We start from the raw sequence: 25,952 nt of genomic DNA, 5'->3' as shown, positions 1-25,952 counted from the left end.
TGACGATGAAAAAGCAGGTTGTGCTGTACAAGAAACTCTCGCCGCTGCTCATGGCTCGCCTGCATGAGCACACCGAGGTGACGCTGATCGACAACCTCAACCCGGAGGGCCTCGCGCAATTGCGTGAGGCCCTGCCCCGCGCCCACGGCTTGCTCGGGGCGAGTCTGAAACTGGACGCGGAGTTGTTGGACCTTGCGCCGAATCTCGAAGCCATCGCCAGCGTCTCCGTCGGCGTCGACAACTACGACATCGATTACCTCACCGAGCGCCGCATCCTGCTCAGCAACACCCCCGACGTGCTGACTGAAACGACCGCGGACACCGGTTTCGCACTGATTCTGGCGACCGCCCGGCGTGTGGTGGAACTGGCGAACATGGTTCGCAGCGGCCAGTGGAAACGCAACATCGGCCCGGCGCATTTCGGCACCGATGTGCATGGCAAGACGCTGGGCATCATCGGCATGGGACGCATCGGCGAAGCCTTGGCGCAGCGCGGGCATTTCGGGTTTGGCATGCCGGTGATCTATCACAGCCATTCGGCGAAACCGGCGGTGGAACAGCGTTTCAATGCGCAGTACAGAAGCCTGCCGGAGTTGTTGCAGCAGGCGGATTTCATTTGCCTGACCTTACCGCTGACGGCTGAAACCGAAGGGTTGATCGGCGCTGAAGAGTTCGCCTTGATGCGCCCGGAGAGCATTTTCATCAACATTTCCCGGGGCAAGGTGGTGGACGAAGCGGCGCTGATCGAAGCATTGCGCGCGGGGCAGATTCGGGGTGCGGGGCTGGATGTGTTTGAGCGTGAGCCGCTGGACCCGGATTCACCGCTGTTGACGTTGAACAACGTGGTGGCGACGCCGCACATGGGGTCGGCGACGCATGAGACGCGAGAGGCGATGGCCACGTGCGCGGTGGATAATTTGCTGATGGCGTTGGCTGGAAAGCGGCCGAAGAATTTGGTGAATGCATCGGCGTGGCAAGGCTGAGTTAATCAGCGTTTGTTAATCCGCCTTCGCTAGCAGGCTCGCTCCCACACTGGACCTGTGGCGTTCACAAAATCCAATGTGGGAGCGAGCCTGCTCGCGAAAGGGCCATCAAACTCAGCGCAAATTTTCAGGCCCGGCGCGCATCGAGAAGATCCGCCGCACATAACGCGATTCTTCGACACGCATCCGCCAGTTGCACCTGATCCACCACCAACCCTATCCGGATATGCCCCGCCGCGCTCGGCCCGAACGCCTCCCCCGCCAGCACTGATACGCCATAGCCCTCCAGCAACCGCTCGGCAAACCCCTGGGCACCCAGCCCGGTCTGGCGTACATCAACCATCACAAACATCCCGCCATCTGGCCGGACAGGCCTGATGCCGGGACAACCGCTCAACCGCGCGCACACCAGATCCCGGCGCTGGCGATATTCCTCGCGCATCAACGCCACTTCCGGCAGGTTTTGATCCAGCGCCAATTGCGCCGCGTTCTGAATGAAGTCCGGAATCCCGAACAGCATGCACAACGACAGATTTACCAGATGCTCGGCCATGGCTTTCGGGCCAATCACCCAGCCGACCCGCCAACCGCTCATGGCGTGGGACTTGGACAAGCTGTTGATGGTCGCCGTGCGCTCGGCCATGCCCGGCAGACTCGCCGGGCTGGTGTGCTCGCCCTCGAACAACAGGTCGCTGTAGACCTCATCGCTGATCAGCCACAGGTCATGGCGCAGGCACAATTCGGCGAGCGCTTGCCAAGTGTGTAGCGGCAAACTGGCGCCGGACGGATTGTTCGGACTGTTGAGCAGGATGACCCGGGTTCTCGGGGTAATCAGTGCCGCGACATCCGCCGGATCGACACGAAAGCCGTTCTCCGGACGCACCGCGACCGGCACCACTTTGGCGGCGCAGGCGCCGAACACGCCCTCATAGGTCACGTACATCGGCTCGGCGACGATCACTTCATCGCCCGGATCGAGCAGGCATTGCGCGACCGAGTACACCGCGCATTGCGCCCCCGGAAACACAATGACATGGTCAGCGTCCACGCCCTGACCACTGCGCTGGCGATGGCGCCGCGCAATGCTGCTGCGCAACCCTCGACTGCCGCGCACCTCCGGGTAATGGGTGTCGCCGGCCTGCAAGCTGTCGATGGCGGCCTGGACAATGGGTTGTGGCGTGTCGAAGTCTGGATCACCAATCGACAGCAGCAAGACATCGACACCCTGCTCGCGCATTTCCAGCGCTCGGTCATGAATCTGCCAGGCTGCCGCTCCGTCTCCGGCAATTCGTTTGGTCAAGGCTGAATAGCGCATGTGATTCTCCTGTCGTGCGCGGACTCCCAGCCATCACCCTATCTCAAATCACGAAACGCGCCACCCTGGCATTCAAATCCACTGCCAGACGCGACAGTTCATGGGCGGCGGTTTAAATCCTGCGACTGCTGCGCAGTCGGACGCAGCCTCGCAGGCTCGGCAGCTGCTACGAGTTTTGCGTCAGGCTTTGGCGATTCGCCAGACCCGTGCGATGTCACTGGCGCGATCACGCAACAATCGTGGCGCTTCAGCGCACGCCTGTTCCAGCGTCATCGGCCCGCTCGCCAAGGCAAACGCGGCATCGATGCCGTGTTCGTACAACGCCTGATAACCCTCGCCCAAGGTGCCGGCGATCACGATCACCGGCACGCCGTGCTGCCAGGCAATGCGCGCCACGCCGAACGGCGTCTTGCCACGCAAGGTCTGGGCATCGAATCGCCCTTCGCCAGTGATCACCAGGTCAGCACCCTGCACCGCTTCCGCCAAACCGACCAGTTCGGCAACCACTTCCACGCCAGCCTGAAATTGCGCGCCGAGAAATGCCTTCGCGGCAAAACCCAGACCGCCCGCCGCGCCGCTGCCCGGTTCATCCTTTACGTCGTGACCCAACGCATGGGCGCACAGATCGGCAAAGTGCCCAAGCGCGTTATCCAGTTGCTGCACTTGCTCGGGCAATGCGCCTTTTTGTGGACCGAAAATGGCTGAAGCGCCGTGAGGCCCGCAAAGTGGATTGTTAACGTCGGCAGCGATGTCGAAGCGCACCTCGGCCAGACGTGGGTCGAAGTCACTGAGATCGATGCGATCCAGTTGCGCCAACGCCAAACCGCCCGGCGCCACGGTTTGCCCCTGCGCATCCAGCAATTTGATGCCCAGTGCCTGCATCGCCCCGGCGCCGCCATCGTTGGTAGCGCTGCCGCCAATCGCCAGAATCACCCGTTGCGCCCCGGCGTCGAGGGCCGCGCGAATCAGTTCGCCGGTACCGAAGGTGCTGCTGACGCATGCATCGCGCTTGCCCGGCGGCACCAATTGCAAGCCACTGGCCTCGGCCATTTCGATGATCGCGGTGTGGTTGTGCGGCAGCCAACCCCATGCGGCATTGACCGTAGCACCGAGCGGACCGCGCACATTGGTGCGGCGCAATTCGCCCTCACACGCCGCCAGAATCGACTCGACCGTGCCTTCGCCGCCGTCGGCCATCGGGCACTTGAGCAGTTGCGCATCAGGCCAGACGTCTGCAAAACCTAGCGCAATAGCGTCGGCTACGCCTTGGGCGCTGAGGCTGTCCTTGAACGAATCGGGGGCGATGACGATTTTCATGCGAATTCTCCAGTTCCAATGCGTTCCATGCTGCCATTAGCCCCGGACAATAACGCCAGTCCGCTGCACAAGGGGGCATGGCGTTTATTGTTCATTTTCACAAAATCCTACCGACCTACACACTTGTTGTAGCAGCTGCCGAGCCCGCGAGGTTGCGTTCGGCGGCGAAGCCGTCGTAACCCCGGCAAGCACAATTTCCCTGACACACCGCAGTGCATTATTTTACGACTGCTGCGCAGCCGAACGCAGCCTCGCGGGCTCGGCAGCTGCTACGGGACGGGTGTTCGGTCAGTCTGATTGCGGCAGGAGTTGGACGCCAAGATAGAGCGCAAGCATCCCATCCAGCTTGAGTGGATCAACCCCACTCAGCTCGGCAATCCGCTCCATCCGATACCGCAAGCTGTTGCGATGAATCCCCAGCGCATCGGCACACGCCTGGCTCTGCCCATCGTGATCACACCAACTGCGCAAGGTCGCCAACAGTTGGCCGTTGCCGTCCTTGGCGATGACTTTGCGCAGCGGTTTAAGCAATTCGTCCAGCGCATCGTCGTTGCGATGCCGCCAGAGCATCACCGGTAATCGGTAACGGGTGAGCGTCAGCAAGCGCGAACGCGGCAACACATCGCGCCCATATGCCAGCAAGTCGCCGACACGGCGGTAGCAGCGCCGCAGCCCCGACAATCCCTCGGCCTGCCCGCCCACGGCAATGCGCAAAATGTTCCAGCCGAGGCCGTCGAGTTTTTCCAGCAGCCGTTCATTTTCGATAGTTTGCGAGGCCGGCCGGCACCACAGCAAGGACGACTTAGCGGAACTCACGCACCAACTGTCCGGGTAACGCGAGGTCAGCCAGGTACTCAGCGCTTCAACGGTTTGCGCCGGGCCGTGTTCCATGCCCAACTCAAACAGATACGGCACTCGCGTCATCTGCGGCTTGAGCCCCAACTGCTGCGCTTCGTCGAGCAATCGTGGCGAATCCCCCGCCTCGCTCAGCAGCAACGCCAGCAGATCATCGCAACGCTGGCGCCGCCATTGCTGCTCGGCCTGTTGATTGCGCTGGCCGACCAGCATCTCCGCGGTCATTCGCACCAACTCTGCATAGGTGCGCAACTGCTCGGGTTCGCCGGTAATGCCAAGCACACCAATCAAGCGCCCATCGAGCAGCAGCGGCAGGTTAATTCCCGGCTGTACGCCTTTGAGATGAATCGCCGTCTGCGCGTCGATCTCCACCACCCGACCGTTGGCCAGCACCAGTTGCGCGCCTTCATGGCGGGTGTTGATGCGCTCTGGCTCGCCGCTGCCGAGAATCAACCCCTGACTGTCCATGACGTTGACGTTGTAGGGCAGGATGGCCATCGCCCGGTCGACAATGTCCTGGGCCAGGTCGTGATCGAGTTCGAACATTACGGGGGTCCTTGAAAACGAGGTGGGACGGGTTGTTCACCCGCACAGGCCTGGGTCTAAAACCCTGTGCTCAGGCACAAAGACAACAAGCAGGAGCGTGGCTGAGACTCTCTGGGCGATCAACGTTACCCTTGCATCGCAAAAAATCATAATAAAGAGAGAGCCGCCATGTCACAGAGCGCCGCCGCTACCCAGGCCATCGTTGACGAGAAAAACGCCGTCTACAAGCGCATTACCCTGCGTTTGATCCCCTTCATCTTCATCTGCTACCTGTTCAACTACCTCGACCGGGTGAACGTTGGATTTGCCAAGCTGCAGATGCTCGACGCACTGAAATTCAGCGAAACCGTGTACGGCCTCGGTGCCGGGATCTTCTTTATCGGCTACGTGCTGTGCGGCGTGCCGAGCAACCTGGCCCTGACCAAGTTCGGCCCGCGACGCTGGATCGCGTTGATGATGATCGTCTGGGGTTCGCTCTCGACCTGCCTGTTGTTCGTCACCACCCCGACCGAGTTCTACACCTTGCGCCTGTTCACCGGTGCGGCGGAAGCCGGGTTCTTCCCGGGCGTGGTGCTGTATCTCTCGCAGTGGTTCCCGACCTTCCGCCGTGGCCGCATCATGGCGCTGTTCATGTCGGCGATTCCGGTGTCCGGCCTGCTCGGCAGCCCGTTTTCCGGCTGGATCCTCAATCACTTTGGCGCAGGCCAGGCGGGTCTGGCGGGTTGGCAATGGATGTTTTTGTTGCAAGGCATTCCGACCGTCATCCTTGGTGCCCTCGCCTATTTCCTGCTGAGCGATAGCTATGCCAACGCCAAATGGCTGACCCCGTTTGAGCGCTCGGTGCTGGAAGAGGATCACGCTGAAGACCTGGCCAACAAGCCGAAAACCACCACCGACTCGCTGTTGGCGGTGTTCAAGAACCCGGCGATCTGGGCGTTCGGCCTGATCTACTTCTGCATCCAGAGTGGCGTGTACGCGATCAACTTCTGGCTGCCGTCGATCATCAAGAACCTGGGCTTCAGTGATAACCTGGTGATCGGTTGGTTGAGTGCGATCCCGTACTTGCTGGCGGCGGTGTTCATGTTGATGGTCGGCCGCTCGGCAGACCTGCGCAAAGAACGCCGCTGGCATTTGGTGGTGCCGATGCTGATGGGCGCGGTGGGTCTGCTGATCGCGGTGAACTTTGCGACGACGCCGGCCATTGCGATTCTCGGCCTGACCATCGCCACCATGGGCGCCCTTACCGGTTTGCCAATGTTCTGGCCGGTGCCGACGGCGCTGCTGAGCGCGGGTGCGGCGGCGGGTGGTTTGGCGTTGATCAACTCCATGGGGCAGATGGCGGGTTTCCTTAGCCCTTACCTTGTGGGTTGGGTCAAGGACAGCACCGGTTCGACCGATGCGGCGTTGTATTTGCTGGCGGGCGTGATTGTGTGTGGCAGCTTGCTGGCGTTGCGCATGACGCGGACGTTACGGGTGTAATTTAGCCGCTGCCCCTGATCGTTCCCCCGCTCCGCGTGGGAATGCAGCCCCGGACGCTCCGCGTCCCTCTTCAAAGCTGGGACGCAGAGCGTCCCTTGAGGCATTCCCACGCGGAGCGGGGGAACGATCACTTTGAGGCCGGTTTAGCCGTGCGGGTCGACGTTATCCAGCATCCGGTTCACCGCCAATTCACCCAGCATGACGGAATGTTGAATGCCCAGCAGGGTGTGGCGCTGTGTACCGTTCAGTTGCCCCGCGAAATCACTCAACATCACACTCGCTGACGCCAACGACTCACAGGCGTTGACCAGCAGGGTTTCGTTGTCGGTGTCGGGGCCGACGAAGTAGATGGTGCTGGGTTTGCGGGGAGTGTCTTTGGGGATGACCGGTTTGAGGTAGTAATCGAGGGCGCGGTCGGCGGCGTTGTTGAGTTTTTTGGGATCGGTGGATTCGTAAGGGGAAACGTCGTCGGGTTCTGGTGGGTTGGGTGTAATTTTGAACATAGATGATGCTCCAGGTAAGACATTAAGGAGCCATCACCCTCGCTACCAAACGATGGGTGGCGGCCATACGCAGGTTGGTAGACCGGTTACCTGGTGCAAGACCCGGCGCATCCGAGGATGCCCTGCGCATGACCGCCATAAATACAGAGGACGAAATGAATCTCTGCATTATGTGCATGTAGCGACAGGTAACCGGGCTACCAAACCCGATCGCTGTTTTTCAGCGACGAGCAAACGATAGAGCCCAGGCCCAAGGCGCACAAGCCAGCGGATTCTGGCGCAGTCGTAGGCAACGGCGCAAGGTTATGTAGCCTCCAACCCCACCCAACCTGAGCACTTAAACATTGCCGTTTATTACCACCACTCCTACACAGGCTCCACCATTGAGCTGATATTCCGATTGCTCCCGGCAACGGACAAATAGATCCGTCCCCTTAGATTCCTTCAGACAGTGAGGGCATCAAAAATCGGTGGGTACTTCAGACCTTCCCTAGGTGGCTTAAAACGGTACCAGACACCATGACTCCCATCGATGATTAGTCGTTGTTCCTATGAATCCAAAATTAGTATTCATGTAGGTTCCGAATCTTCCTCGTACTTCACAGGTCCAGATATTTGTCGAGCGCGGTACGATATATACCCGCAGAATATCTCTTACAAACGAACTGTTATTCGTACTAAATCCATCCAGCGAGAGCATCCAGCTCTCGGCCTCGATAAAACCGAGCAGCTCACCACTGATCTGCAACCGATGAACATTGGTGACTGCCACCAGATAAGTCAGTGTCGTACCCTCGTGGTCTGTTACATAAATAGTGGCCACCCCGTTTTTCAAGCCAGTCACTTTTCCTGTCGCTGTCACGGGAGCGGTGGACGGATCAGACGACGCATACTCGTAACGTGGAACTCCTCCGACAGGGATACGGGTGGCGGTGTTACCCACCGAGTCCTCTCCAGTCTTCGGCCATTGCGGAATCTTGACCGAGAACCCGTTCAAGTTCATTTGAGTACGGTCGATAGAGAAAGCCAGCCGCTCAACGGCCCAAGGCTCAGAGACAAGCAGCTCACCGTTTTTTTCGCGCGCGGTGAAACTATGCGGCCCCACAGCAATGGGGATTAACGTGCTCTGCCATTTATAGTTCGTGCCCGTTGAAACTTCCTGTATGAACGTCTCACCATCGAAAATCACCAAGGTAGCGCCTGCAAGCGCAGAGCCCATCAACATGACTTTATTGTCAGAAACATCTCCGCCATTTTCTAGTTCACCACCCGCCGAATTTTTTACCGACGTAATCACCGGTGCCAAAATAACTCGCGCCCTGGCGGCTTTGGATTTTGCAATAACCGCCCCGCCTCGAATTTGTTCATACGTCACCTTCACTTGGCTATCCGCAATGACCTTGGCGTTGGGGATCATCAACTTGTAGGTGAAGGGAATCCGGCTAACTGTCGTTTCGACGCTGTGCTCTACCGCTGTTCCCCCTGCGTAAGGGGTCGCGATGTATTTCACGCGAATGGTGTCCTCGACGCTCCATACCGGTGAGAACGCGTGTACCTGCACGGTCAGGTCTTTGCTACCCAGTTTGTTGAGGTCGATGGTGTCCGGCACGTCGTTGGGGTCATCCGGGTCTTCGGCAACATCGGGCGCGACTAAACGTATGCCGTTCAGATCAACCTCTACCAACGTTGATGCCGACCATGGCGCATCCGGGTCTGCGCCGTTTCCTATCTGATCGTAAACCGTAAAGTTAAAAACGAACTGTGGATGATCGCCGGCACGTTCGAAAACGGCCTTGTCGAGCGTGAGGCAAATTCTGGTCGGTTCCGTGGTAGGAGCGGAGGGTGCTTCATTGGCTGTCACATCGCGGTAAACGTCTTGACCATTGCAGTTCAACCGAATTCTGTCGTAGGGCCGGCAATAAGGATAAGCAAAACAAACATGCACGCCCTGCGCCGCACGGTCTGCGTCTATACCGTCCTCCAGCACATCTTGAGGCAAGATCAGCTTTAGTTCGGAGTGTCCGTCGTCACCGTGGATACGGTCCTCAATGCCGGGACGGATATCGTTGTACAAGATCCCGAGCGGTGGTTCTGAAGTGCCCTCATTGTCGCTGCCTCGGATTACGCTATAGGTCAGTGTGTTGATGAAGCCAGGGGGATCGGCCTTCAATTTGTTTTTCGGGATATACAGCGTGACGGCATCATCTGTGGACTGCGTTTGTGCGCTGGCAATGTTCAGTTCGCCGTTCAAATGGATGAAAACTTTATCCAGCGGCGCTTGATTCAAGTAAGGATCAACTCTCACTTTCGCCCCCATGGGTGTCAGCTCATAAAAATTGATGGCCAAACCACAATCCGCACCCGCAACTGACTTGTTGCTGTCTACTAGATCCGGTGGAAACAGCACTAATACAGCATTCTCGGGGCCCCCTTCATCAAGTTGTTCTGTGCTCATCACAATTCTCCGGCTACGAATGACAATGGCGGCCTTTTCCAAACCATTGGGTTGCATCAAATCTGATTAACCACCCTGCGCCTACTGTCATATCTGACAGTAGCGACAAGCGGTTAGACGCTGCCGCCCGCGGTCGCTCGGCGCAACATCGCAAGCTGCCCGCTAACAAATCGGATTGCCCCGCGCAGGGGTTCTGGTATTTGATTGAGCCTTTCCCACTCGTAAAAGGATTTCCTCATGAGCTATCGCACACTGGGTCATTCGGGTTTACAGGTCTCTACCCTGACCCTGGGCACCATGATGTTCGGCGAACAGACCAGCACCGAAGATTCCCTGCGGATCATCGACAAGGCCTGGGACCAGGGCATCAATTTCATAGACACCGCCGACGTTTATACCGGCGGTCGTTCTGAGGAAATCGTCGGCGAGGCGATTGCCGGCAATCGCCACGAATGGGTGTTGGCGACCAAGGTCGGCTTCGGTCCGGTGGACGGGGTGCCGAATCGTAGCGGCCTGAGCCGCAAGCACATCTTTAATGGCATCGAGGCCAGCCTGACGCGTTTGGGCACCGACTACCTCGACATCTATTACCTGCACCGCGAAGATCACAACACGCCGCTGGAAGTGACCGTGTCGGCGATGGGCGATTTGATTCGTCAGGGCAAGGTTCGTTATTGGGGCTTGTCGAACTACCGTGGCTGGCGCATCGCCGAGGTGATTCGGGTGGCCGATCAACTGGGCGTAGACCGGCCGGTGATCAGTCAGCCGCTGTACAACATCGTCAACCGTCAGGCGGAAACCGAGCAGATGACGGCGGCGCAAAATTACGGGCTGGGCGTGGTGCCTTACAGCCCGTTGGCGCGGGGTGTGCTCAGCGGTAAATACGCGCCGGACGTGAAGCCGGACGCCAACAGCCGTGCCGGGCGTGCAGACAAACGCATTCTGGAAACCGAATGGCGGGTTGAATCGTTGCGCATTGCCCAGCAAATCCAGCAGTACACCCAGGAGCGTGGCGTGGGGATTGTCGAGTTTGCGATTGCCTGGGTGTTGAACAACAGCGCCATCACTTCAGCCATTGTCGGGCCGCGTACCGAGGAACAGTGGGACGCCTATACCAAGGCGCAAGCGGTGAAGATTACGGCTGAGGACGAGGCGTTTATTGATTCGCTGGTGGTGCCTGGGCATTCGTCGACACCGGGGTTTAATGATGTGAGCCATTTTGTGTCAGGTCGTAAACCGCGCAATACCTGAAGAAACACAATCCACTGTGGGAGCATGGCTTGCCCGCGATGCAGGCACCCCGGTGCATCAGATAGACCGAGTAGATGCCATCGCGGGCAAGCCATGCTCCTACATTCGATCGGTGTTTATCGATCGGACAATATTTGATACGAAAACCACGTATCCTCTGCGCCCCGTTTCACGTTCAACCTCGCGAGGGCAGTTTGTCTAAAGGTATCGCTTTATCGGTTTCGGCCTCGGTGCTGTTTGCCGTCATGTATTACTACACGTCGTTGCTCACACCCCTGAGCGGCGTGGAAATTTTCGGCTGGCGGATGTTGTTGACCGTGCCCTGCATGACCGTGTTCATGGTGGTGTCCGGGGAATGGACGCGGGTGATCGACATTGTTCGGCGCGCCACCGCGCATCCGAAACTGATCGCCGCCCTGATCGCCTCTTCGGCCCTGCTCGGTGTGCAACTCTGGCTGTTCATGTGGGCGCCGCTCAACGGCTACAGCCTGGACGTGTCGCTCGGGTATTTCCTGCTGCCGCTGACGATGGTGCTGACCGGGCGAATCGCCTATGGCGAGCGTCTGTCCTATCTGCAAAAAATCGCTGTGCTTTTCGCCTGCCTCGGCGTGGCCAATGAGGTGTATCAGGTCGGTGGCTTTTCCTGGGCGACCTTGCTGGTGTGCATCGGCTACCCCACCTATTTCGTGCTGCGCAAACGGCTTGCCACGGACAATCTTGGCGGGCTATGGCTGGACATGGCATTGACGCTGCCGCTGGCCTTCTGGTTCGTTCAGAGTGGTGTGCAGGGGTTCGGCGTGTTCGATCAACACCCGTGGCTGTCGCTGTTGATCCCGATTCTCGGGGTGCTCAGCGCTTCGGCGTTGGTGATCTACATCATCGCCAGCCGGTTGTTGCCATTCAGCCTTTTCGGGTTGTTGAGTTATGTCGAGCCGGTGTTGTTGCTGGGCGTGGCATTGCTGCTGGGGGAAAGCATCAAGCCTGGGGAATGGTTGACTTATATTCCGATCTGGTTGGCGGTGGTGGTATTGGTGTTTGAAGGCTTCAAACACCTGATGCGGCACCGCCGACCTTAAGCCAAACACAAAACAAATGTGGGAGTGAGCCTGCTCGCGATAGCTATCTGTCAGTCAACATTGATGTTGAATTTGAAGACGCCATCGCGAGCAGGCTCGCTCCCACAGTTATTGGCGGTGAAGCGGATTAATCGGTGGCGAGTACGCCACGACGAACCTGGTCACGTTCGATCGACTCAAACAGTGCCTTGAAGTTGCCTTCGCCGAAGCCATCGTCGCCTTTACGCTGGATGAATTCGAAGAACACTGGCCCCATCAGGGTTTCCGAGAAGATCTGCAGCAGCAGACGCTTGTCACCCGACTCGGACGAACCGTCCAGCAGAATCCCGCGTGCTTGCAGTTGATCAACCGGCTCGCCGTGGTTCGGCAAACGGCCTTCGAGCATTTCGTAATAGGTTTCCGGTGGCGCGGTCATGAAGCGCATGCCGATGCTTTTCAGGTGGTCCCAGGTCTTGATCAAGTCTTCGCTGAGGAAGGCCACGTGCTGGATGCCTTCACCGTTGAACTGCATCAGGAACTCTTCGATCTGCCCGGCGCCCTTGGACGATTCTTCGTTCAGCGGGATGCGGATCATGCCGTCCGGCGCGGTCATGGCCTTGGAGGTCAGGCCGGTGTATTCGCCCTTGATGTCGAAGTAGCGAATTTCGCGGAAGTTGAACAGCTTCTCGTAGAAGTTGGCCCAGTAGGCCATGCGCCCGCGATACACGTTGTGGGTCAGGTGGTCGATGATTTTCAGACCGGCGCCGACCGGGTTACGGTCCACGCCTTCGATGAACACGAAGTCGATGTCATAGATCGAGCTGCCTTCACCGAAACGGTCGATCAGGTACAGCGGCGCGCCGCCAATGCCTTTGATCGCCGGCAGGTGCAGTTCCATCGGGCCGGTTTCGATGTGGATCGGCTGGGCGCCGAGCTCCAGCGCGCGCTTGTAGGCGAGCTGCGAATCCTTGACGCGGAACGCCATGCCGCACACCGACGGGCCATGTTCGGCCGCGAAGTACGAAGCGACGCTGTTGGGTTCGTTGTTGAGGATCAGGTTGATCGCGCCCTGGCGATACAGGTGCACGTCTTTGGAGCGGTGGGTCGCGACCTTGGTGAAGCCCATGATCTGGAAGATCGGCTCCAGGGTGTTCGGGGTCGGCGATGCGAATTCGATGAATTCAAAGCCCATCAAGCCCATTGGATTTTCGTATAAATCTGCCATTTTGGCGCCTCATCATGCTTTTAGAATTAACGGCTGAAATTAGCCAATGTTAGTTGCTAGCAATGCTGAGACCGGCGGGTGGCGCACAGGAGATGCCCCGCACGCTGCGGGCGAGGAAGTCACCGTAGATCAATTGAAACCCAAAACTCTTCATTGTCGACCCAAGGCTCTTGCGGGCGAGGCTTCTGCTGCCAGAAGACGTTTATTATTGTATGCGTAACCCGATTCTACACAGCGTAAAACGGTTTGTCCGCCTTCTGTATCAAATCCCCTTTTTCCCTACTCGTGCAAGGGGTTTGTTGCAGAGGAAAATCCCCGACAGAATCAGCACACCACCAAGGCACATCGCCGGCGTCAACGACTCACCCAGCAACAGTGCGCCGAGGATGACGGCGGTCAGCGGATTCAAGGCAATGAACACGCCTGAGCGCGTCGCACCGATCTGGCGGATGCCATCGTAATAACCAATGTAGGCCAGCGCCGAGCCCAATACCCCGAGGTACAGCAGGCTCAACCATTGTTGCGGACCGAGGCTGATCAGCGCGCTGACACTCAGTTCGCCGCGCACGGCACTGGTCACCCAGAGCATCACTGTGCCCAGCAGAATCGAATACGTCACCGTCTGCACGGGTCCCAACGACTGATTCAGCTCTTTGGAAAACAGCGAGTAAATCCCCCAGCCAAGCACGCAGCCGAAAATCAGCAGGTCACCGATCCAGGCATCGACATTTCCGACCAACGACTGGGGATTACGACTGACAATCACCACACTCGCCCCGGCAATACAGATCGCGATACCGAAGACCTTCGCCCGGCTCAAGCGCTCCTTGAACAGCCACCACGAGGCGAGGCCGATCACGGCCGGGTTCAGCGCAACGATCAACGACGCTCGCGAAGCATTGATGTAATGCAGCCCATAAAAGAAGCACAGGTTGTAAAAGAAAATCCCGAAGAACCCCAGCAGCGCCAGTTGCAGCCATTGCCGCAGGTTGGGCCGGGACAAAGGGACTCGCGCCAGCAGGAGAAACAGCAACAGCGCCGCGCTGGCCAGCAAGAACCTGAGACTGGCAGCGAACAACGGGCTGAGGGCGTCGGCCAGGAAACGCCCTGCCACGAACGTGCCGCCCCAGATCATGGTGACGGCGGCGAGTTTCAGATACACCGGGGTATCTGATGTTGCTGGTTGGACAAAGATCGTCATAAGAGCGCAAAACCCGGCTGAGGCAGATGACGTATCATTCGACTAATGACAGATCATCGTAAAATGAGTAAATACTCATGACCCTGACACAACTCGAGATTTTCTCGCTGGTCGCCGAACTGCGCGGCTTTACAGCGGCCGCCAATCGCTTGGGGATTTCCCAATCAGCGGTTTCTCACGCGCTCAAGTCGCTGGAACAGGAACTCGGCGTCGAACTGCTGCGCCGGCATCAGTCCCAGGTCGAACTGAGCGACATCGGCCATCAACTGTTACTGCGCGCCCGGGCAATGCTCGGCCTCGCCAACACCTTGCGCCAGGAAGCCGCCGATGCACGCGGGATGAAACGTGGCACGCTGCGCATCGGCTCGTTTGGCCCGACCTCGTCGATCAGGCTGTTACCGCTGATCCTGCAACACTACCGCGCAGCTCACCCCGGTATTGAAGTCCACATTGACGAAGGGCCCGACCGCCAAGTGATTCAATGGCTTGAAGAGCGGCGAATAGACATCGGCTTTGTGGTGCTGCCCGAAGAGCGCTTCGACACCTTTGCGCTGATTGAAGATCAGATGGTTGCACTGCTTCCCGCTGATCACGCGCTAGCGGGGCGTGACAGTCTGAGCTTGAGCGACTTGTGCAGCGACCCATTCGTGCTGACCGAAGCCGGGTCTTCGGAGCTGGTCTCACGCCTGTTCAGCACCGCCCGTCTGACACCGAACATCCGCTACCGCTGCTCACAATTGATCAGCACGCTGGACACGGTGGGCCGCGGTGATGCGCTGACTGTCGTCGCAGAAAGCTCGCTGCCTGACGACGACAATCGCCGATATGTGAAAAAACCACTGTCGCCCGCCGTCATTCGCCAGGTCGGGCTGGCGGTGCTTGACCAGCGCCAGTCGTCACCCGCCACGTTAGCCTTCGTTAAATTGGCCACCGGCTTGAACGCCCGTTGAGCGGCATAAGTGCCCAGGGCCGACTATCATGGCCACTACCTGAACTCTTTTTGGGAGGCGTGTTGTCGTCCTGCCAGCATTTGAGAGCCGTGTTTTTTCGTGAGAGGTTTCGCGAATGCCGTTGACTGCCAAAAGCCGTCGCCCGATGCACACCCGTATTATTGTGACTCTTCTGTGTGGGCTACTCCCGGTGATATTGGGCTGCGTCATTCTCTATATGCAGGCTGGACGGGCTCTCAAGCAAAGCAACCGGCTGACCGCAGACGAAGCCCTGCGCCAATTCGAACTGATGCTCGACAATACGGCCCAGTCCGCACGCGAATTGCTGCCGCTGGCCGGCCAAAATTGCAACGACGTCAAGCTGGCCCTGCGCGAACAGGTCACGCGCCGCCCGTTTGTGCGCTCCGCCAGTCTGGTATGGGACGACACCATTTATTGCAACTCTTTGTTCGGCGAGGTCCAGGAGAAGATCACTGCCGGCGACTATGCACAAGGCAGGCTGCTGCTCATGAGTGGCAACCCGGTCACCCCCGATACGGCGGTGCTGGTGTACCGCCTGAGCGAGGGCAAACAGGGCGCGCTGACGATCCTGGACGGTTACCACTTAAGTACCGTGCTGCGCCTGATTGGTCGCAACACATTGCTGCTACTGCGAGTTGGCCCGAACTGGTTGTCCGCCGACGGCAAAGTCCATGGAGGCGCCCTGCCCGCCTTGCCCGTGGCCGAAAGGGAACGTTCTTCCTCGCGCTATGCCTTTACCGTCGCCGCCGGCTTCCCCGAGGGCGAAACCTGGCGCTACATGGCCAGCGAATACCCGCCGCTGTTCAGCCTGCTGATTTTTTTTGGTGTGGTGTCGGGCGCCATTGGGCACTTCCTGCAAGAACGCTCATGGTCGCCTACTCGCGAAATGCAGCGCGCCCTGGCTGCGCAAGAGTTTGTCCCATATTTTCAGCCGGTCGTGCATGGCGATACAAAGAAGTGGATTGGCACCGAAGTGTTGATGCGCTGGAAACACCCGAAGGAAGGCCTGGTACGCCCTGAAATGTTCATCCCGTTTGCCGAAGATTCCGGACTGATCGTACCCATGACCCGTTCACTGATGCGACAGGCCGCGCAATGGCTGGGCCCTGTTTCTTCCTCGTTCAGTGAACCCTTTCACATCGGCATCAACATCACCGCCAATCACTGCAACGACCTCAAACTGGTGAAAGACTGTCGTGAGTTTCTCAGCGCCTTCGCACCCGGCTCCATCAACCTGGTACTGGAACTCACCGAGCGCGAACTGATCAAGCCGAGCGACGTTACGCTTCAGTTGTTTGAACAGCTTCATGCGCTTGGCGTGATGATCGCGATTGACGACTTTGGTACCGGGCACTCCAGTCTGGGTTATCTGCGTCAGTTCAATGTTGACTTCCTGAAAATCGACCAGAGCTTTGTTGCCATGATCGGCATCGACGCCCTTTCGCGGCACATTCTGGACACGATCATCGAGCTCTCAGCCAAGCTCGATCTGGGGATCGTCGCCGAAGGTGTGGAAACCCAAGAACAAAGTGACTATCTGAGCGCCCACGGCGTGAACTTCCTGCAAGGTTATCTGTACGGTCGACCGATGCCCGGCGCAGAATTCGTTAACGCATTAACCCACCATTAACTAGTGACTTTAAGCGACGGGACATCGACAACCCGCACCAAATTGAAACCAAAGACTTCTGTTGTTACATGAAGAAAAAGTCAGGATTTACTCTTGGCCAATTAACTACTACAATTTTTCATGCCTGAGCAAAATTGGCAGGTGAGCCACTATCACCGAGTCGCTTCAAGGCTCTTGGCTTATAGCTTTGTTTGCGGTTGGTATCAGCCAAACACACTATTGGAGTAAAGATATTGTCCAGACTCGCTGAATTTCGTGCAGCTGAAAAGGCCCTTCAGGAACAGCTCAAGCAGCTGGAATCGCTGAAGAATGATGCCGGGCTCAAGAAAGAAATCGAATTCGAAGAAAAGCTCCAGGGGCTGATGAAAACCTACGGCAAGAGCCTGCGTGACATCATCGCCATTCTCGATCCGAACCCGGCAAAATCCGGTCTGCAACAAGCAAAAACGCCTAAAACCCGCCGTGCTCGCGTGGTCAAGGTCTATCAGAACCCGCACACGGGTGAACTGATTGAAACCAAGGGTGGCAACCACCGCGGCCTGAAAGCCTGGAAGGAACAATACGGTGCATCCACTGTTGATTCCTGGCTGCGCAGCTAACAGCTAGCGGTTATAAAAAAGCCCTGCCAATGCAGGGCTTTTTTTATGGATACCCTCTAAATGCAACGATTGGAGGAGGATCAACTCGCAACTTGCCGATTAACTTAGTGTTTAGTGCCTTGGGGTATCTAAAAATGTCGGAACCCGGCCAAATCCGCCGCCACGTAAAATCCCGGCACTAAAGTTTCAAGCTGTTACGGACCGCTTCAATTTCTACCTGACTTTCCTTATAAGCCTCGGCCTGCCCCGCGTACGAAAGAACATAGGCGTTATCGGCATCCACCGCCGCAACCAATGTTTGCGACAGCACATGTCGTCCGTTCTGGGTAATGGTGCAGGTAGTTTCCAGGGCCGACAGGCGGCTCAGTGTCGCTGGATGAATCTTGTTACAGACACTTTGATAGCCGCTTTTAAAGAAGTCCTTTTGCACCGCTTTGCGCATTTCCAGCAGCACGCCCTGCACATCCACCTGGTGACCGCTCTCCACCTGAGTCATGGTCAATTCCATGACCATCACCGGCGTGCCGCTTTGATCGTTTTTGACCGCGCGCTGGCGGGACACTTTAGCGCCAGCATCTTCCTGCGCGAGGGCTTCGACTTCCCAGCCACTTGGCCATGTCACCTGTGGCGCCTCTGCATGAGCGCTGGCAACCGCTAACATGATGCCAAGCATGACGAACATCGATTTACAAAATCGAACCATTGCAATAAGCACTCACGAATTGAACCGTAAAGTCTGAGCCTCGCCCGCCTGTCAGGCAATAGCTGACGGTTTGGGTTTGGTGATGTCTGAGGCCTTGCGTATCATTGTCCGCATTCGTTAGCCCCACTTATTTTCCGGAGGGCCCATGAGCCTGCACGAATTGAACACTTTCCCAGGTGTCACCGCCCAACCTGATACCGCGACCCAGAAGTTCGTCTTCAACCACACCATGCTTCGGGTCAAGGACATCACCAAGTCCCTGGATTTCTACACACGCATCCTCGGTTTCACCCTGGTGGAAAAACGCGATTTCCCTGAAGCGGAATTCAGCCTGTATTTCCTGGCCCTGGTCGACAAAAACCAGATCCCGGCCGACGCTGCTGCTCGCACCGAGTGGATGAAGTCGATCCCCGGCATTCTCGAACTGACCCACAACCATGGCACCGAGAACGATCCGGACTTCGTCTACCATAACGGCAATACCGACCCGCGCGGCTTCGGTCATATCTGCATTTCCGTGCCGGACATCCGCGCGGCGTGCGAGCGTTTTGAAGCACTGGGGTGTGATTTCCAGAAGCGCTTGAATGACGGGCGCATGAAGAGCCTGGCCTTCATCAAGGACCCGGATGCGTACTGGGTTGAGATCATCCAGCCCGCGCCGCTTTAACCCCTGGTATATACCCCCCTGTGGGAGCGAGCCTGCTCGCGAATGCGGTGTATCAGCCAACATCTTTGTTGAATGACACGTCGCTTTCGCGAGCAGGCTCGCTCCCACACTGGGATTTGTGAGGCAGAAAAAAACCCCATGATCACTCATGGGGTTTTGTGTTTTCAGCGTCGGTGTTTACGCCGGGGCCGAGGTCCGGATCAGGTGATCGAACGCGCTCAGGGAAGCCTTCGCACCCTCGCCCACGGCGATCACGATCTGCTTGTACGGCACGGTGGTCACGTCGCCGGCAGCGAACACGCCCGGTATCGAGGTTTCACCGCGAGTATCAACAATGATCTCGCCACGAGGCGACAGCTCGATGGTGCCCTTGAGCCAATCGGTGTTGGGCAGCAAACCGATCTGCACGAAGATGCCTTCGAGGTTGATCGTGTTGAACTCACCTGAATCACGGTCTTTGTAGACCAGACCTGTCACCTTCTGGCCATCACCTTTCACTTCACTGGTCAATGCGCTGGTGATGACGCTGACGTTAGGCAGGCTGAACAACTTGCGTTGCAATACGGCATCGGCGCGCAGCTTGCTGTCGAATTCCAGCAACGTGACGTGGCTGACGATACCGGCCAGATCGATCGCCGCTTCAACGCCGGAGTTACCGCCGCCGATCACCGCCACACGCTTGCCCTTGAACAGCGGACCGTCGCAGTGTGGACAGAAACATACGCCCTTGGCTTTGTATTGCTGTTCGCCCGGCACACCCATTTCACGCCAGCGCGCACCAGTGGCAAGAATCAGCGCCTTGGTTTTCAGCGTGGCGCCGCTTTCGAACCGAACCTCATGCAACTCGCCCGGATTCTTCGCTGGAATCAGCGCGGTGGCCCGTTGCAGGTTCATGATATCGACGTCGTATTGCTTGACGTGTTCTTCGAGGGCACTGGCCAGTTTCGGCCCTTCGGTTTCCTGCACGGAGATGAAGTTTTCGATGGCCATGGTGTCAAGTACCTGCCCTCCAAAACGTTCCGCGGCCACGCCAGTGCGAATACCTTTACGTGCCGCATAGATGGCCGCCGCAGCACCGGCCGGGCCACCACCGACGACCAGCACGTCAAAGGCGTCCTTGGCGCTGAGCTTCTCGGCTTGACGCTCGATGCCACCGGTGTCGAGCTTGGCGAGGATTTCTTCCAGGCCCATGCGCCCCTGACCGAAATTCACACCATTCAGGTAGATGCTTGGCACCGCCATGACCTGGCGTTCATCGACTTCAGCCTGGAACAGCGCACCGTCGATAGCGACGTGGCGGATGTTCGGGTTCAATACGGCCATCAAGTTCAGTGCCTGGACGACGTCCGGGCAGTTCTGGCAGGACAGCGAGAAGTACGTCTCGAAGCTGAACTCGCCTTTAAGTGAGCGAATCTGTTCGATCACTTCAGCACTGGCCTTCGAAGGATGTCCACCGACTTGCAGCAGAGCCAACACTAACGAAGTGAATTCGTGGCCCATCGGGATGCCGGCGAAACGCAGGCTGATGTCGGCTCCCGGGCGATTGATCGAAAACGATGGCTTGCGTGCATCGTCACCGTTATCGAGCAAGGTAATTTGCGTGGAAAGACTGGAAACGTCTTTCAACAGTTCAAGCATTTCCTGGGATTTCGCACCGTCGTCGAGGGAGGCAACGATCTCTATCGGTTGGGTGACCCGTTCCAGGTACGACTTCAACTGGGCTTTAAGATTGGCGTCCAACATACGAGCGATTTCCTTTCTTCTGTTTCGGGTTTCTTAAAAAGCAGACATAAAAAAACGCCCGAGCGAATCTCGCCCGGGCGTTTTTGAGGGCGGTTGCAGCTTACTTAGGTGCGGAAACCCGTCCTGATGATGCGATCCACAGACTTAGATCTTGCCGACCAGGTCCAGGGACGGAGCCAGAGTGGCCTCGCCTTCTTTCCACTTGGCTGGGCAAACCTGGCCTGGGTGAGCAGCGACGTACTGGGCAGCCTTGATTTTGCGCAGCAGTTCGGAAGCGTCACGACCAACGCCGCCATCGTTCAGTTCAACGATTTTGATCTGGCCTTCAGGGTTGATCACGAAGGTGCCACGGTCAGCCAGACCTGCTTCTTCGATCAGCACGTCGAAGTTGCGGGAGATAGCGTGAGTCGGGTCGCCGATCATGGTGTACTGGATTTTGCCAATGGCTGGCGAAGTGTTGTGCCAGGCAGCGTGGGCAAAGTGGGTATCGGTGGAAACGCTGTAGATCTCGACGCCCAGTTTCTGGAACGCGTCGTAGTTGTCAGCCAGGTCTTCCAGTTCAGTCGGGCAAACGAAGGTGAAGTCAGCCGGGTAGAAGAAAACCACAGACCACTTGCCTTTCAGATCAGCGTCCGACACGTGTACGAAGTCGCCATTTTTGTAAGCGGTAGCTTTGAACGGTTTAACTTGGCTGTTGATGATAGGCATCGGTGACTCTCCGTCAGGGTTGAAAAGTTTGGTTAACAAGTTGATGGGGTGAATCCTACCGACTCGATCCCTGAAAGACTCATTGGCAAACCTCATGCTGCTGATTTGTTTTCGCTATTAACCGACGGTATTAATAGAAGAAAACGTGATCTACAGCGCCAACGGCTTTTCGGCGAGTCGGGCCATGCCGAGAAACGGGCTGGCTTCAACATAGCGCATGGCGGACTTCATATCCTTCCAGCCCACGTAACTCATCAACGACTTCAAGTCCCAACCGCTTTGATGAGCCCAACTGGCAAACCCGCGTCGCAAGGAGTGACTGGTGTAGTGCTCGGCGGGAATGCCGGCACGCTCCAGCGCCTGGCGCAGTAGCGGGATGACACTGTTGGCGTGCAAGCCCTCCTCGCTCAAGTGGCCCCAGCGGTCGATGCCTCGAAAAACCGGCCCGCGAACCAGTGCAGCTTCGGTGATCCACTGAATGTAGGCATTCACCGGGCAAAGGCGCTGCAAGGCCGGGGTCTGGTAGGTCTTGCCAAGATTCTCGCGGTCACTCTTGGTTCGCGGCAAATAGAGCGTGATACCGGAACTGGCGATCGCCTGAACGTGTTCGATTTGAACACGGCACAACTCATCACTACGAAACCCGCGCCAGAATCCCAAGAGGATCAGCGCCATGTCGCGCCGAGCCCGCAGGAGTGCGGGTTGATCCTGCTGCGCCTTGGCCACTGTCGCTTCCTGTTCCAGCCAGGCAACCACCTGCTCCAGATGCTGGAGCTGCAAAGGTTCAGCCTGTTTCTCCTGGGCCGGGTGCAACGCGCGAATGCCTTTGAAGACCTTGCGTACCACCGGCGCCTTGGTTGGATCGGGAAACCCTTGGCTGTTGTGCCACTGCGCCAGCGCCGACAAGCGCAACTTCAGCGTGTTGATCGATAACTCCCCCGCATATGCCACCAGATAGCGCGCGACGCTGTCGGCAGTCGCAGGCAGAAACCCGCCCCAACTGACTTCGAAATGCTCAATGGCCGCCCGGTAGCTGCGGCGGGTGTTGTCGCGCGTGGCGGCCTGTAGGTAACGATCCAGCTCAGTCATCGGCTCAACTCTCTAAAACGTACCGCGTTGGCGGGTGCAATCGCGCCGTGTAGCTCATCACACGGGGTAATACCAGTATATCCCGCATGACAAACTGACATCATTTATCTTTATCTTTTCGATGGTACACTGCGCACCTTAGTGGCATGTACCACAGTACGTAATCGTAGGAGAACTCATGGCTCGTGGCGGCGTAAATAAAGCAGTGGTGCAAGCGGCACGGTTGGCGATCCTCGCCCGCGGCGAAAATCCAAGCATCGATGCAGTACGGATCGAAATGGGCAACACGGGTTCGAAAACCACGATCCATCGCTATCTGAAGGAGCTGGACGACGGCAGAGAACGCGCCGAGCCCGCGCCAGAACCTATCGATGACGAGCTGGCGGGACTGGTTTCACGCCTGGCTCAACGCCTTAAGGAGAAGGCCCAGGAACCCATCGACCAGGCTCGTGAGCAGTTCGATCAGCTGCGCAAAGCGCTGGAAAGCCAACTGACAGACGCACAGAAAACCAACACCGAATTGCATCAGCAGTACGAGATGCAAAGCCTGGCGCTGACACAGGAATCAGAGTCACTTCAAGAAACCCGCTCGATGTTGCAGACCGAGCAGACCCGCAACGCCGGGCTGAGTCAGGCGTTGGCCGGCTTCGAATTACGCCTGCAGGACAAGGACGAGCAGATCCGCTCTCTGGAAGAAAAGCACCTGCATGCGCGCGAGGCCTTGGAGCACTACCGCAATGCCGTCAAGGAGCAGCGCGAGCAGGAACAAAGCCGCCACGAAAGCCAGGTGCAGCAGATTCAAATGGAGTTGCGTCAGGCGCAGCAAAGCGCAATGGTTCGCCAGGACGAGATCACTCAACTGCACCGCGACAATGAGCGTTTGTTCACCGAAAACCGGGGCGCCCAGAGAGAGCTGAGCCTGTTGCAGGATCAACTCAAGCAAACCAATAGCCGACAGGACCAATTGCTGGAACAGGTCCATCGCATCGACAGCGAGCGCACCCTCCTCCAGGAACGCTTGCGCGTCGCACTGTTGGAAAGTCAGTCGCTGAAGCAGCGTGTCGACGAGCAGTCGCAGATAAACAAAGTGCTGGAAATCGAACTGCTCAAGACTCAGGCGAGCCTGGATGAAAGCGTGCGCCTGGCGGCCGTCGTTGCGACAACGCCAGACGCAGCCAAGGACGATTAACCTGCGACGGGCGAGCGCATGGTGACGAACTCTTCGGCGGCCGTCGGGTGCACACCAATGGTTTCGTCGAAGTCGCGCTTGGTCGCCCCAGCCTTCAAGGCAATGGCCAGCCCCTGCACGATCTCGCCGGCATCCGGCCCGACCATGTGACAGCCAAGAACCTTGTCGGTCTTGGCATCTACCACCAGCTTCATCAGCGTGCGCTCCTGGCATTCAGTCAGGGTCAGCTTCATCGGGCGGAAACGGCTTTCGTAGATCACCACCTCGTGGCCGGCTTCGCGGGCGTCTTCCTCGCTCAAGCCAACGGTGCCGATGTTCGGCAGGCTGAACACGGCGGTCGGGATCATCTTGTAATCCACCGGGCGATATTGCTCAGGCCTGAACAAGCGTCGCGCCACGGCCATGCCTTCGGCCAAGGCGACCGGCGTCAGCTGAACTCGACCGATCACATCGCCGAGCGCCAGGATCGAGGGCTCGGCCGTCTGAAACTGCTCGTCGACCTCGATAAAGTCTTTCTTGTCGAGTTTGACGCCGGTGTTTTCCAGGCCGAGATTATCGAGCATCGGACGCCGACCGGTCGCGTAGAACACACAATCCGCCTCCAGCTCGCGGCCATCCTTGAGCGTCACTTTCAGGCTGCCATCAGGTTGCTTGTCGATACGTTCGATGTCGCTATTGAACTGCAGGTCCATGCCGCGCTTGGTCAGCTCTTCCTGCAAATGCTTGCGCACCGCCCCATCGAAACCGCGCAGGAACAGCTCACCGCGATACAGCAACGTGGTCTGGGCGCCCAGCCCGTGGAAGATGCCCGCGAACTCAACGGCGATATAACCGCCGCCCACTACCAGAACACGCTTCGGTAACTCCTTGAGGAAGAAGGCCTGGTTGGAACTGATTGCATGCTCATGCCCCGGAATTTCCGGGATCTGCGGCCAGCCACCGGTCGCAATCAGAATATTTTTAGCGGTGTGGCGCTCGCCATTGATCTCGACCGTGTTCGGGTCAACGATTTTGGCGTGACCTTCATGCAAGGTCACGCCGCTATTGACCAGCAAGTTGCGGTAAATGCCATTCAGGCGATTGATCTCGCGGTCCTTGTTGGCGATCAGCGTGGCCCAGTCAAACTGTGCCTCGCCCAGTGTCCAGCCGAAACCGGACGACTGCTCGAAGTCCTCGGCGAAGTGCGCGCCGTAAACCAACAATTTTTTCGGCACGCAGCCGACGTTCACACAAGTGCCGCCCAGGTAGCGGCTCTCGGCCACGGCCACTTTCGCGCCAAAACCGGCGGCAAAGCGCGCAGCGCGCACACCACCGGAGCCGGCGCCAATCACATACAAATCAAAATCAAAGGCCATTTTCAATCTCCTCGGCAGTCCACAAGCATACCCGCAGACGTCCGCCGGGCAAGTACTGCAAACGATATGGGGGCCAGAAATGAAAAAGCCACCTGCGAAGGTGGCTTTTCATTACAAGTGGGTCAGGCGTTATCAGTAAGCCTTGCCAGTCTTGTAGAAGTTCTCGAAGCAGAAGTTGGTCGCCTCGATGTAGCCTTCAGCGCCACCGCAGTCAAAACGCTTGCCCTTGAACTTGTAGGCAATCACGCAACCGTTTTTCGCCTGCTTCATCAGCGCATCGGTAATCTGGATCTCGCCACCTTTGCCTGGCTCGGTTTGCTTGATCAGCTCGAAGATGTCAGGAGTCAGGATGTAACGACCGATAATCGCCAGGTTCGACGGAGCGTCTTCCGGGGCCGGCTTCTCAACCATGTTGCGTACACGGTACAGGTCATCAGCGATCAACTCGCCGGCGATCACGCCGTACTTGTTGGTTTCCTGCGGATCCACTTCCTGAATCGCGACGATGGTGCAGCGGTACTGTTCGTACAGCTTGACCATCTGGGTCAGTACGCCGTCGCCTTCGAGGTTGACGCACAAGTCGTCCGCCAGCACCACGGCAAACGGCTCGTCACCGATCAACGGGCGACCAGTCAGGATCGCGTGGCCAAGGCCTTTCATTTCGGTCTGACGGGTGTAGGAGAACGAGCACTCGTCCAGCAGCTTGCGGATGCCGACCAGGTATTTTTCCTTGTCGGTGCCCTTGATCTGGTTTTCCAGCTCATAGCTGATGTCGAAGTGGTCTTCGAGGGCGCGCTTGCCACGACCGGTGACGATGGAGATTTCGGTCAGACCAGCGTCCAGTGCTTCTTCGACGCCGTACTGGATCAGTGGCTTGTTTACCACCGGCAGCATTTCTTTGGGCATGGCTTTAGTCGCTGGCAGGAAGCGAGTACCGTAACCGGCTGCTGGGAACAAGCATTTCTTGATCATAAAAGTCCTTGAAAGGGCTGTGTGTACGAGTTTCGGCGCAGTCTAATCAGGCGGCGCGCACCTTACAATGCCCCGCACTGGCTAACCGATGCCAACATAGAGAAATATTCCCGCGGATAGTTCCGCAGATCGTGCGGCAGC

General features: G+C 57.8%; 22 protein-coding genes. 9 read left to right on the top strand and 13 right to left on the bottom strand.

The features are described from left to right. Positions 1-5: 5 nt before the first annotated feature. The gene (locus KGB06_RS07795; protein ID WP_223513513.1) at positions 6-983 is read left to right on the top strand and encodes a 2-hydroxyacid dehydrogenase; all 978 of its coding nucleotides are present in this window, start codon (positions 6-8) and stop codon (positions 981-983) included. Positions 984-1,110: 127 nt separating this feature from the next. Here the strand turns inward: KGB06_RS07795 and KGB06_RS07790 are convergent, their stop codons facing one another. The 3 genes from KGB06_RS07790 to KGB06_RS07780 form a co-directional block, all read right to left on the bottom strand. After that, positions 1,111-2,298: a pyridoxal phosphate-dependent aminotransferase gene (locus KGB06_RS07790; protein ID WP_223513511.1), complete on the bottom strand. Its 1,188-nt coding sequence runs from the start codon at positions 2,296-2,298 to the stop codon at positions 1,111-1,113. Between the two features lie 180 nt (positions 2,299-2,478). After that, positions 2,479-3,615 (bottom strand): glycerate kinase, encoded by a 1,137-nt coding sequence (locus KGB06_RS07785; RefSeq protein ID WP_223513509.1) that lies wholly within the window; start codon positions 3,613-3,615, stop codon positions 2,479-2,481. Positions 3,616-3,903: 288 nt separating this feature from the next. Further along, positions 3,904-5,016 carry a sugar diacid recognition domain-containing protein gene (locus KGB06_RS07780; protein ID WP_223513506.1) on the bottom strand — a complete coding sequence of 371 codons (1,113 nt, stop codon included), beginning with the start codon at positions 5,014-5,016 and terminating at the stop codon, positions 3,904-3,906. Between the two features lie 168 nt (positions 5,017-5,184). On the opposite strand from KGB06_RS07780, the gene KGB06_RS07775 reads away from it, so the two are divergent. After that, positions 5,185-6,495 carry an MFS transporter gene (locus KGB06_RS07775; protein ID WP_223513503.1) on the top strand — a complete coding sequence of 437 codons (1,311 nt, stop codon included), beginning with the start codon at positions 5,185-5,187 and terminating at the stop codon, positions 6,493-6,495. A 143-nt stretch (positions 6,496-6,638) separates the two neighbouring features. Here KGB06_RS07775 and KGB06_RS07770 read toward each other — a convergent pair whose 3' ends face one another. Together KGB06_RS07770 and KGB06_RS07765 are read right to left on the bottom strand one after the other, a co-directional pair. Beyond that, entirely contained in the window at positions 6,639-6,998 is a 360-nt protein-coding gene (locus KGB06_RS07770) for a DUF6124 family protein (protein ID WP_223513499.1), read from the bottom strand. A gap of 499 nt (positions 6,999-7,497) precedes the next feature. Further along, positions 7,498-9,453 (bottom strand): Ig-like domain-containing protein, encoded by a 1,956-nt coding sequence (locus KGB06_RS07765; protein WP_223513496.1) that lies wholly within the window; start codon positions 9,451-9,453, stop codon positions 7,498-7,500. Between the two features lie 237 nt (positions 9,454-9,690). On the opposite strand from KGB06_RS07765, the gene KGB06_RS07760 reads away from it, so the two are divergent. Next, the gene (locus KGB06_RS07760) at positions 9,691-10,704 is read left to right on the top strand and encodes an aldo/keto reductase (RefSeq protein WP_223513494.1); all 1,014 of its coding nucleotides are present in this window, start codon (positions 9,691-9,693) and stop codon (positions 10,702-10,704) included. Positions 10,705-10,898: 194 nt separating this feature from the next. Then, positions 10,899-11,780 (top strand): EamA family transporter RarD, encoded by an 882-nt coding sequence (gene rarD, locus KGB06_RS07755; RefSeq protein ID WP_223513491.1) that lies wholly within the window; start codon positions 10,899-10,901, stop codon positions 11,778-11,780. A gap of 127 nt (positions 11,781-11,907) precedes the next feature. Here rarD and hppD read toward each other — a convergent pair whose 3' ends face one another. Both hppD and KGB06_RS07745 read right to left on the bottom strand, forming a co-directional pair. Then, the gene (gene hppD / locus KGB06_RS07750) at positions 11,908-12,984 is read right to left on the bottom strand and encodes a 4-hydroxyphenylpyruvate dioxygenase (RefSeq protein WP_223513488.1); all 1,077 of its coding nucleotides are present in this window, start codon (positions 12,982-12,984) and stop codon (positions 11,908-11,910) included. A 262-nt stretch (positions 12,985-13,246) separates the two neighbouring features. Beyond that, the gene (locus KGB06_RS07745; protein ID WP_223513485.1) at positions 13,247-14,185 is read right to left on the bottom strand and encodes a DMT family transporter; all 939 of its coding nucleotides are present in this window, start codon (positions 14,183-14,185) and stop codon (positions 13,247-13,249) included. 77 nt (positions 14,186-14,262) lie between these two features. Here KGB06_RS07745 and KGB06_RS07740 point away from each other — a divergent pair, with 77 nt between their 5' ends. The 3 genes from KGB06_RS07740 (at position 14,263) to KGB06_RS07730 (ending at position 17,385) form a co-directional block, all read left to right on the top strand. Continuing rightward, positions 14,263-15,135, top strand: a complete 873-nt coding sequence (locus tag KGB06_RS07740; RefSeq protein ID WP_223513483.1) for a LysR family transcriptional regulator — start codon at positions 14,263-14,265, stop codon at positions 15,133-15,135. Positions 15,136-15,250: 115 nt separating this feature from the next. Continuing rightward, positions 15,251-16,786 (top strand): cyclic diguanylate phosphodiesterase, encoded by a 1,536-nt coding sequence (locus tag KGB06_RS07735; RefSeq protein ID WP_223513481.1) that lies wholly within the window; start codon positions 15,251-15,253, stop codon positions 16,784-16,786. A gap of 233 nt (positions 16,787-17,019) precedes the next feature. Beyond that, entirely contained in the window at positions 17,020-17,385 is a 366-nt protein-coding gene (locus KGB06_RS07730; RefSeq protein ID WP_223513479.1) for a histone-like nucleoid-structuring protein, MvaT/MvaU family, read from the top strand. A 178-nt stretch (positions 17,386-17,563) separates the two neighbouring features. Here the strand turns inward: KGB06_RS07730 and KGB06_RS07725 are convergent, their stop codons facing one another. Next, the gene (locus KGB06_RS07725; protein ID WP_223513890.1) at positions 17,564-18,088 is read right to left on the bottom strand and encodes a DUF4946 domain-containing protein; all 525 of its coding nucleotides are present in this window, start codon (positions 18,086-18,088) and stop codon (positions 17,564-17,566) included. Positions 18,089-18,233: 145 nt separating this feature from the next. Here KGB06_RS07725 and gloA point away from each other — a divergent pair, with 145 nt between their 5' ends. After that, positions 18,234-18,755: a lactoylglutathione lyase gene (gene gloA / locus KGB06_RS07720; RefSeq protein WP_223513477.1), complete on the top strand. Its 522-nt coding sequence runs from the start codon at positions 18,234-18,236 to the stop codon at positions 18,753-18,755. A gap of 177 nt (positions 18,756-18,932) precedes the next feature. Here the strand turns inward: gloA and ahpF are convergent, their stop codons facing one another. The 3 genes from ahpF to KGB06_RS07705 form a co-directional block, all read right to left on the bottom strand. After that, a complete protein-coding gene (gene ahpF / locus KGB06_RS07715; RefSeq protein WP_223513474.1) occupies positions 18,933-20,498 on the bottom strand; it encodes an alkyl hydroperoxide reductase subunit F in 1,566 nt (521 codons plus the stop codon). A 144-nt stretch (positions 20,499-20,642) separates the two neighbouring features. Next, the gene (ahpC, locus tag KGB06_RS07710; protein ID WP_223513471.1) at positions 20,643-21,206 is read right to left on the bottom strand and encodes an alkyl hydroperoxide reductase subunit C; all 564 of its coding nucleotides are present in this window, start codon (positions 21,204-21,206) and stop codon (positions 20,643-20,645) included. A gap of 150 nt (positions 21,207-21,356) precedes the next feature. After that, positions 21,357-22,295: a site-specific integrase gene (locus tag KGB06_RS07705; protein WP_223513468.1), complete on the bottom strand. Its 939-nt coding sequence runs from the start codon at positions 22,293-22,295 to the stop codon at positions 21,357-21,359. A 178-nt stretch (positions 22,296-22,473) separates the two neighbouring features. Between KGB06_RS07705 and KGB06_RS07700 the strand changes: the two genes are divergently transcribed. Then, the gene (locus KGB06_RS07700; protein ID WP_223513464.1) at positions 22,474-23,484 is read left to right on the top strand and encodes a DNA-binding protein; all 1,011 of its coding nucleotides are present in this window, start codon (positions 22,474-22,476) and stop codon (positions 23,482-23,484) included. On the opposite strand, the gene gorA is transcribed toward KGB06_RS07700, so the two are convergent. Together gorA and galU are read right to left on the bottom strand one after the other, a co-directional pair. Then, a complete protein-coding gene (gorA, locus tag KGB06_RS07695; protein ID WP_223513461.1) occupies positions 23,481-24,839 on the bottom strand; it encodes a glutathione-disulfide reductase in 1,359 nt (452 codons plus the stop codon). The two genes, KGB06_RS07700 and gorA, sit on opposite strands and share 4 nt — an antisense overlap. 132 nt (positions 24,840-24,971) lie before the next feature. Continuing rightward, a complete protein-coding gene (gene galU, locus KGB06_RS07690; protein ID WP_008155104.1) occupies positions 24,972-25,811 on the bottom strand; it encodes a UTP--glucose-1-phosphate uridylyltransferase GalU in 840 nt (279 codons plus the stop codon). Between the last annotated feature and the right edge of the window lie 141 nt (positions 25,812-25,952).

It is taken from the genome of Pseudomonas sp. GL-B-19 (assembly GCF_019956415.1).
Taxonomy (GTDB): domain Bacteria; phylum Pseudomonadota; class Gammaproteobacteria; order Pseudomonadales; family Pseudomonadaceae; genus Aquipseudomonas.
This window is presented reverse-complemented; position numbering and strand designations above follow the sequence as displayed.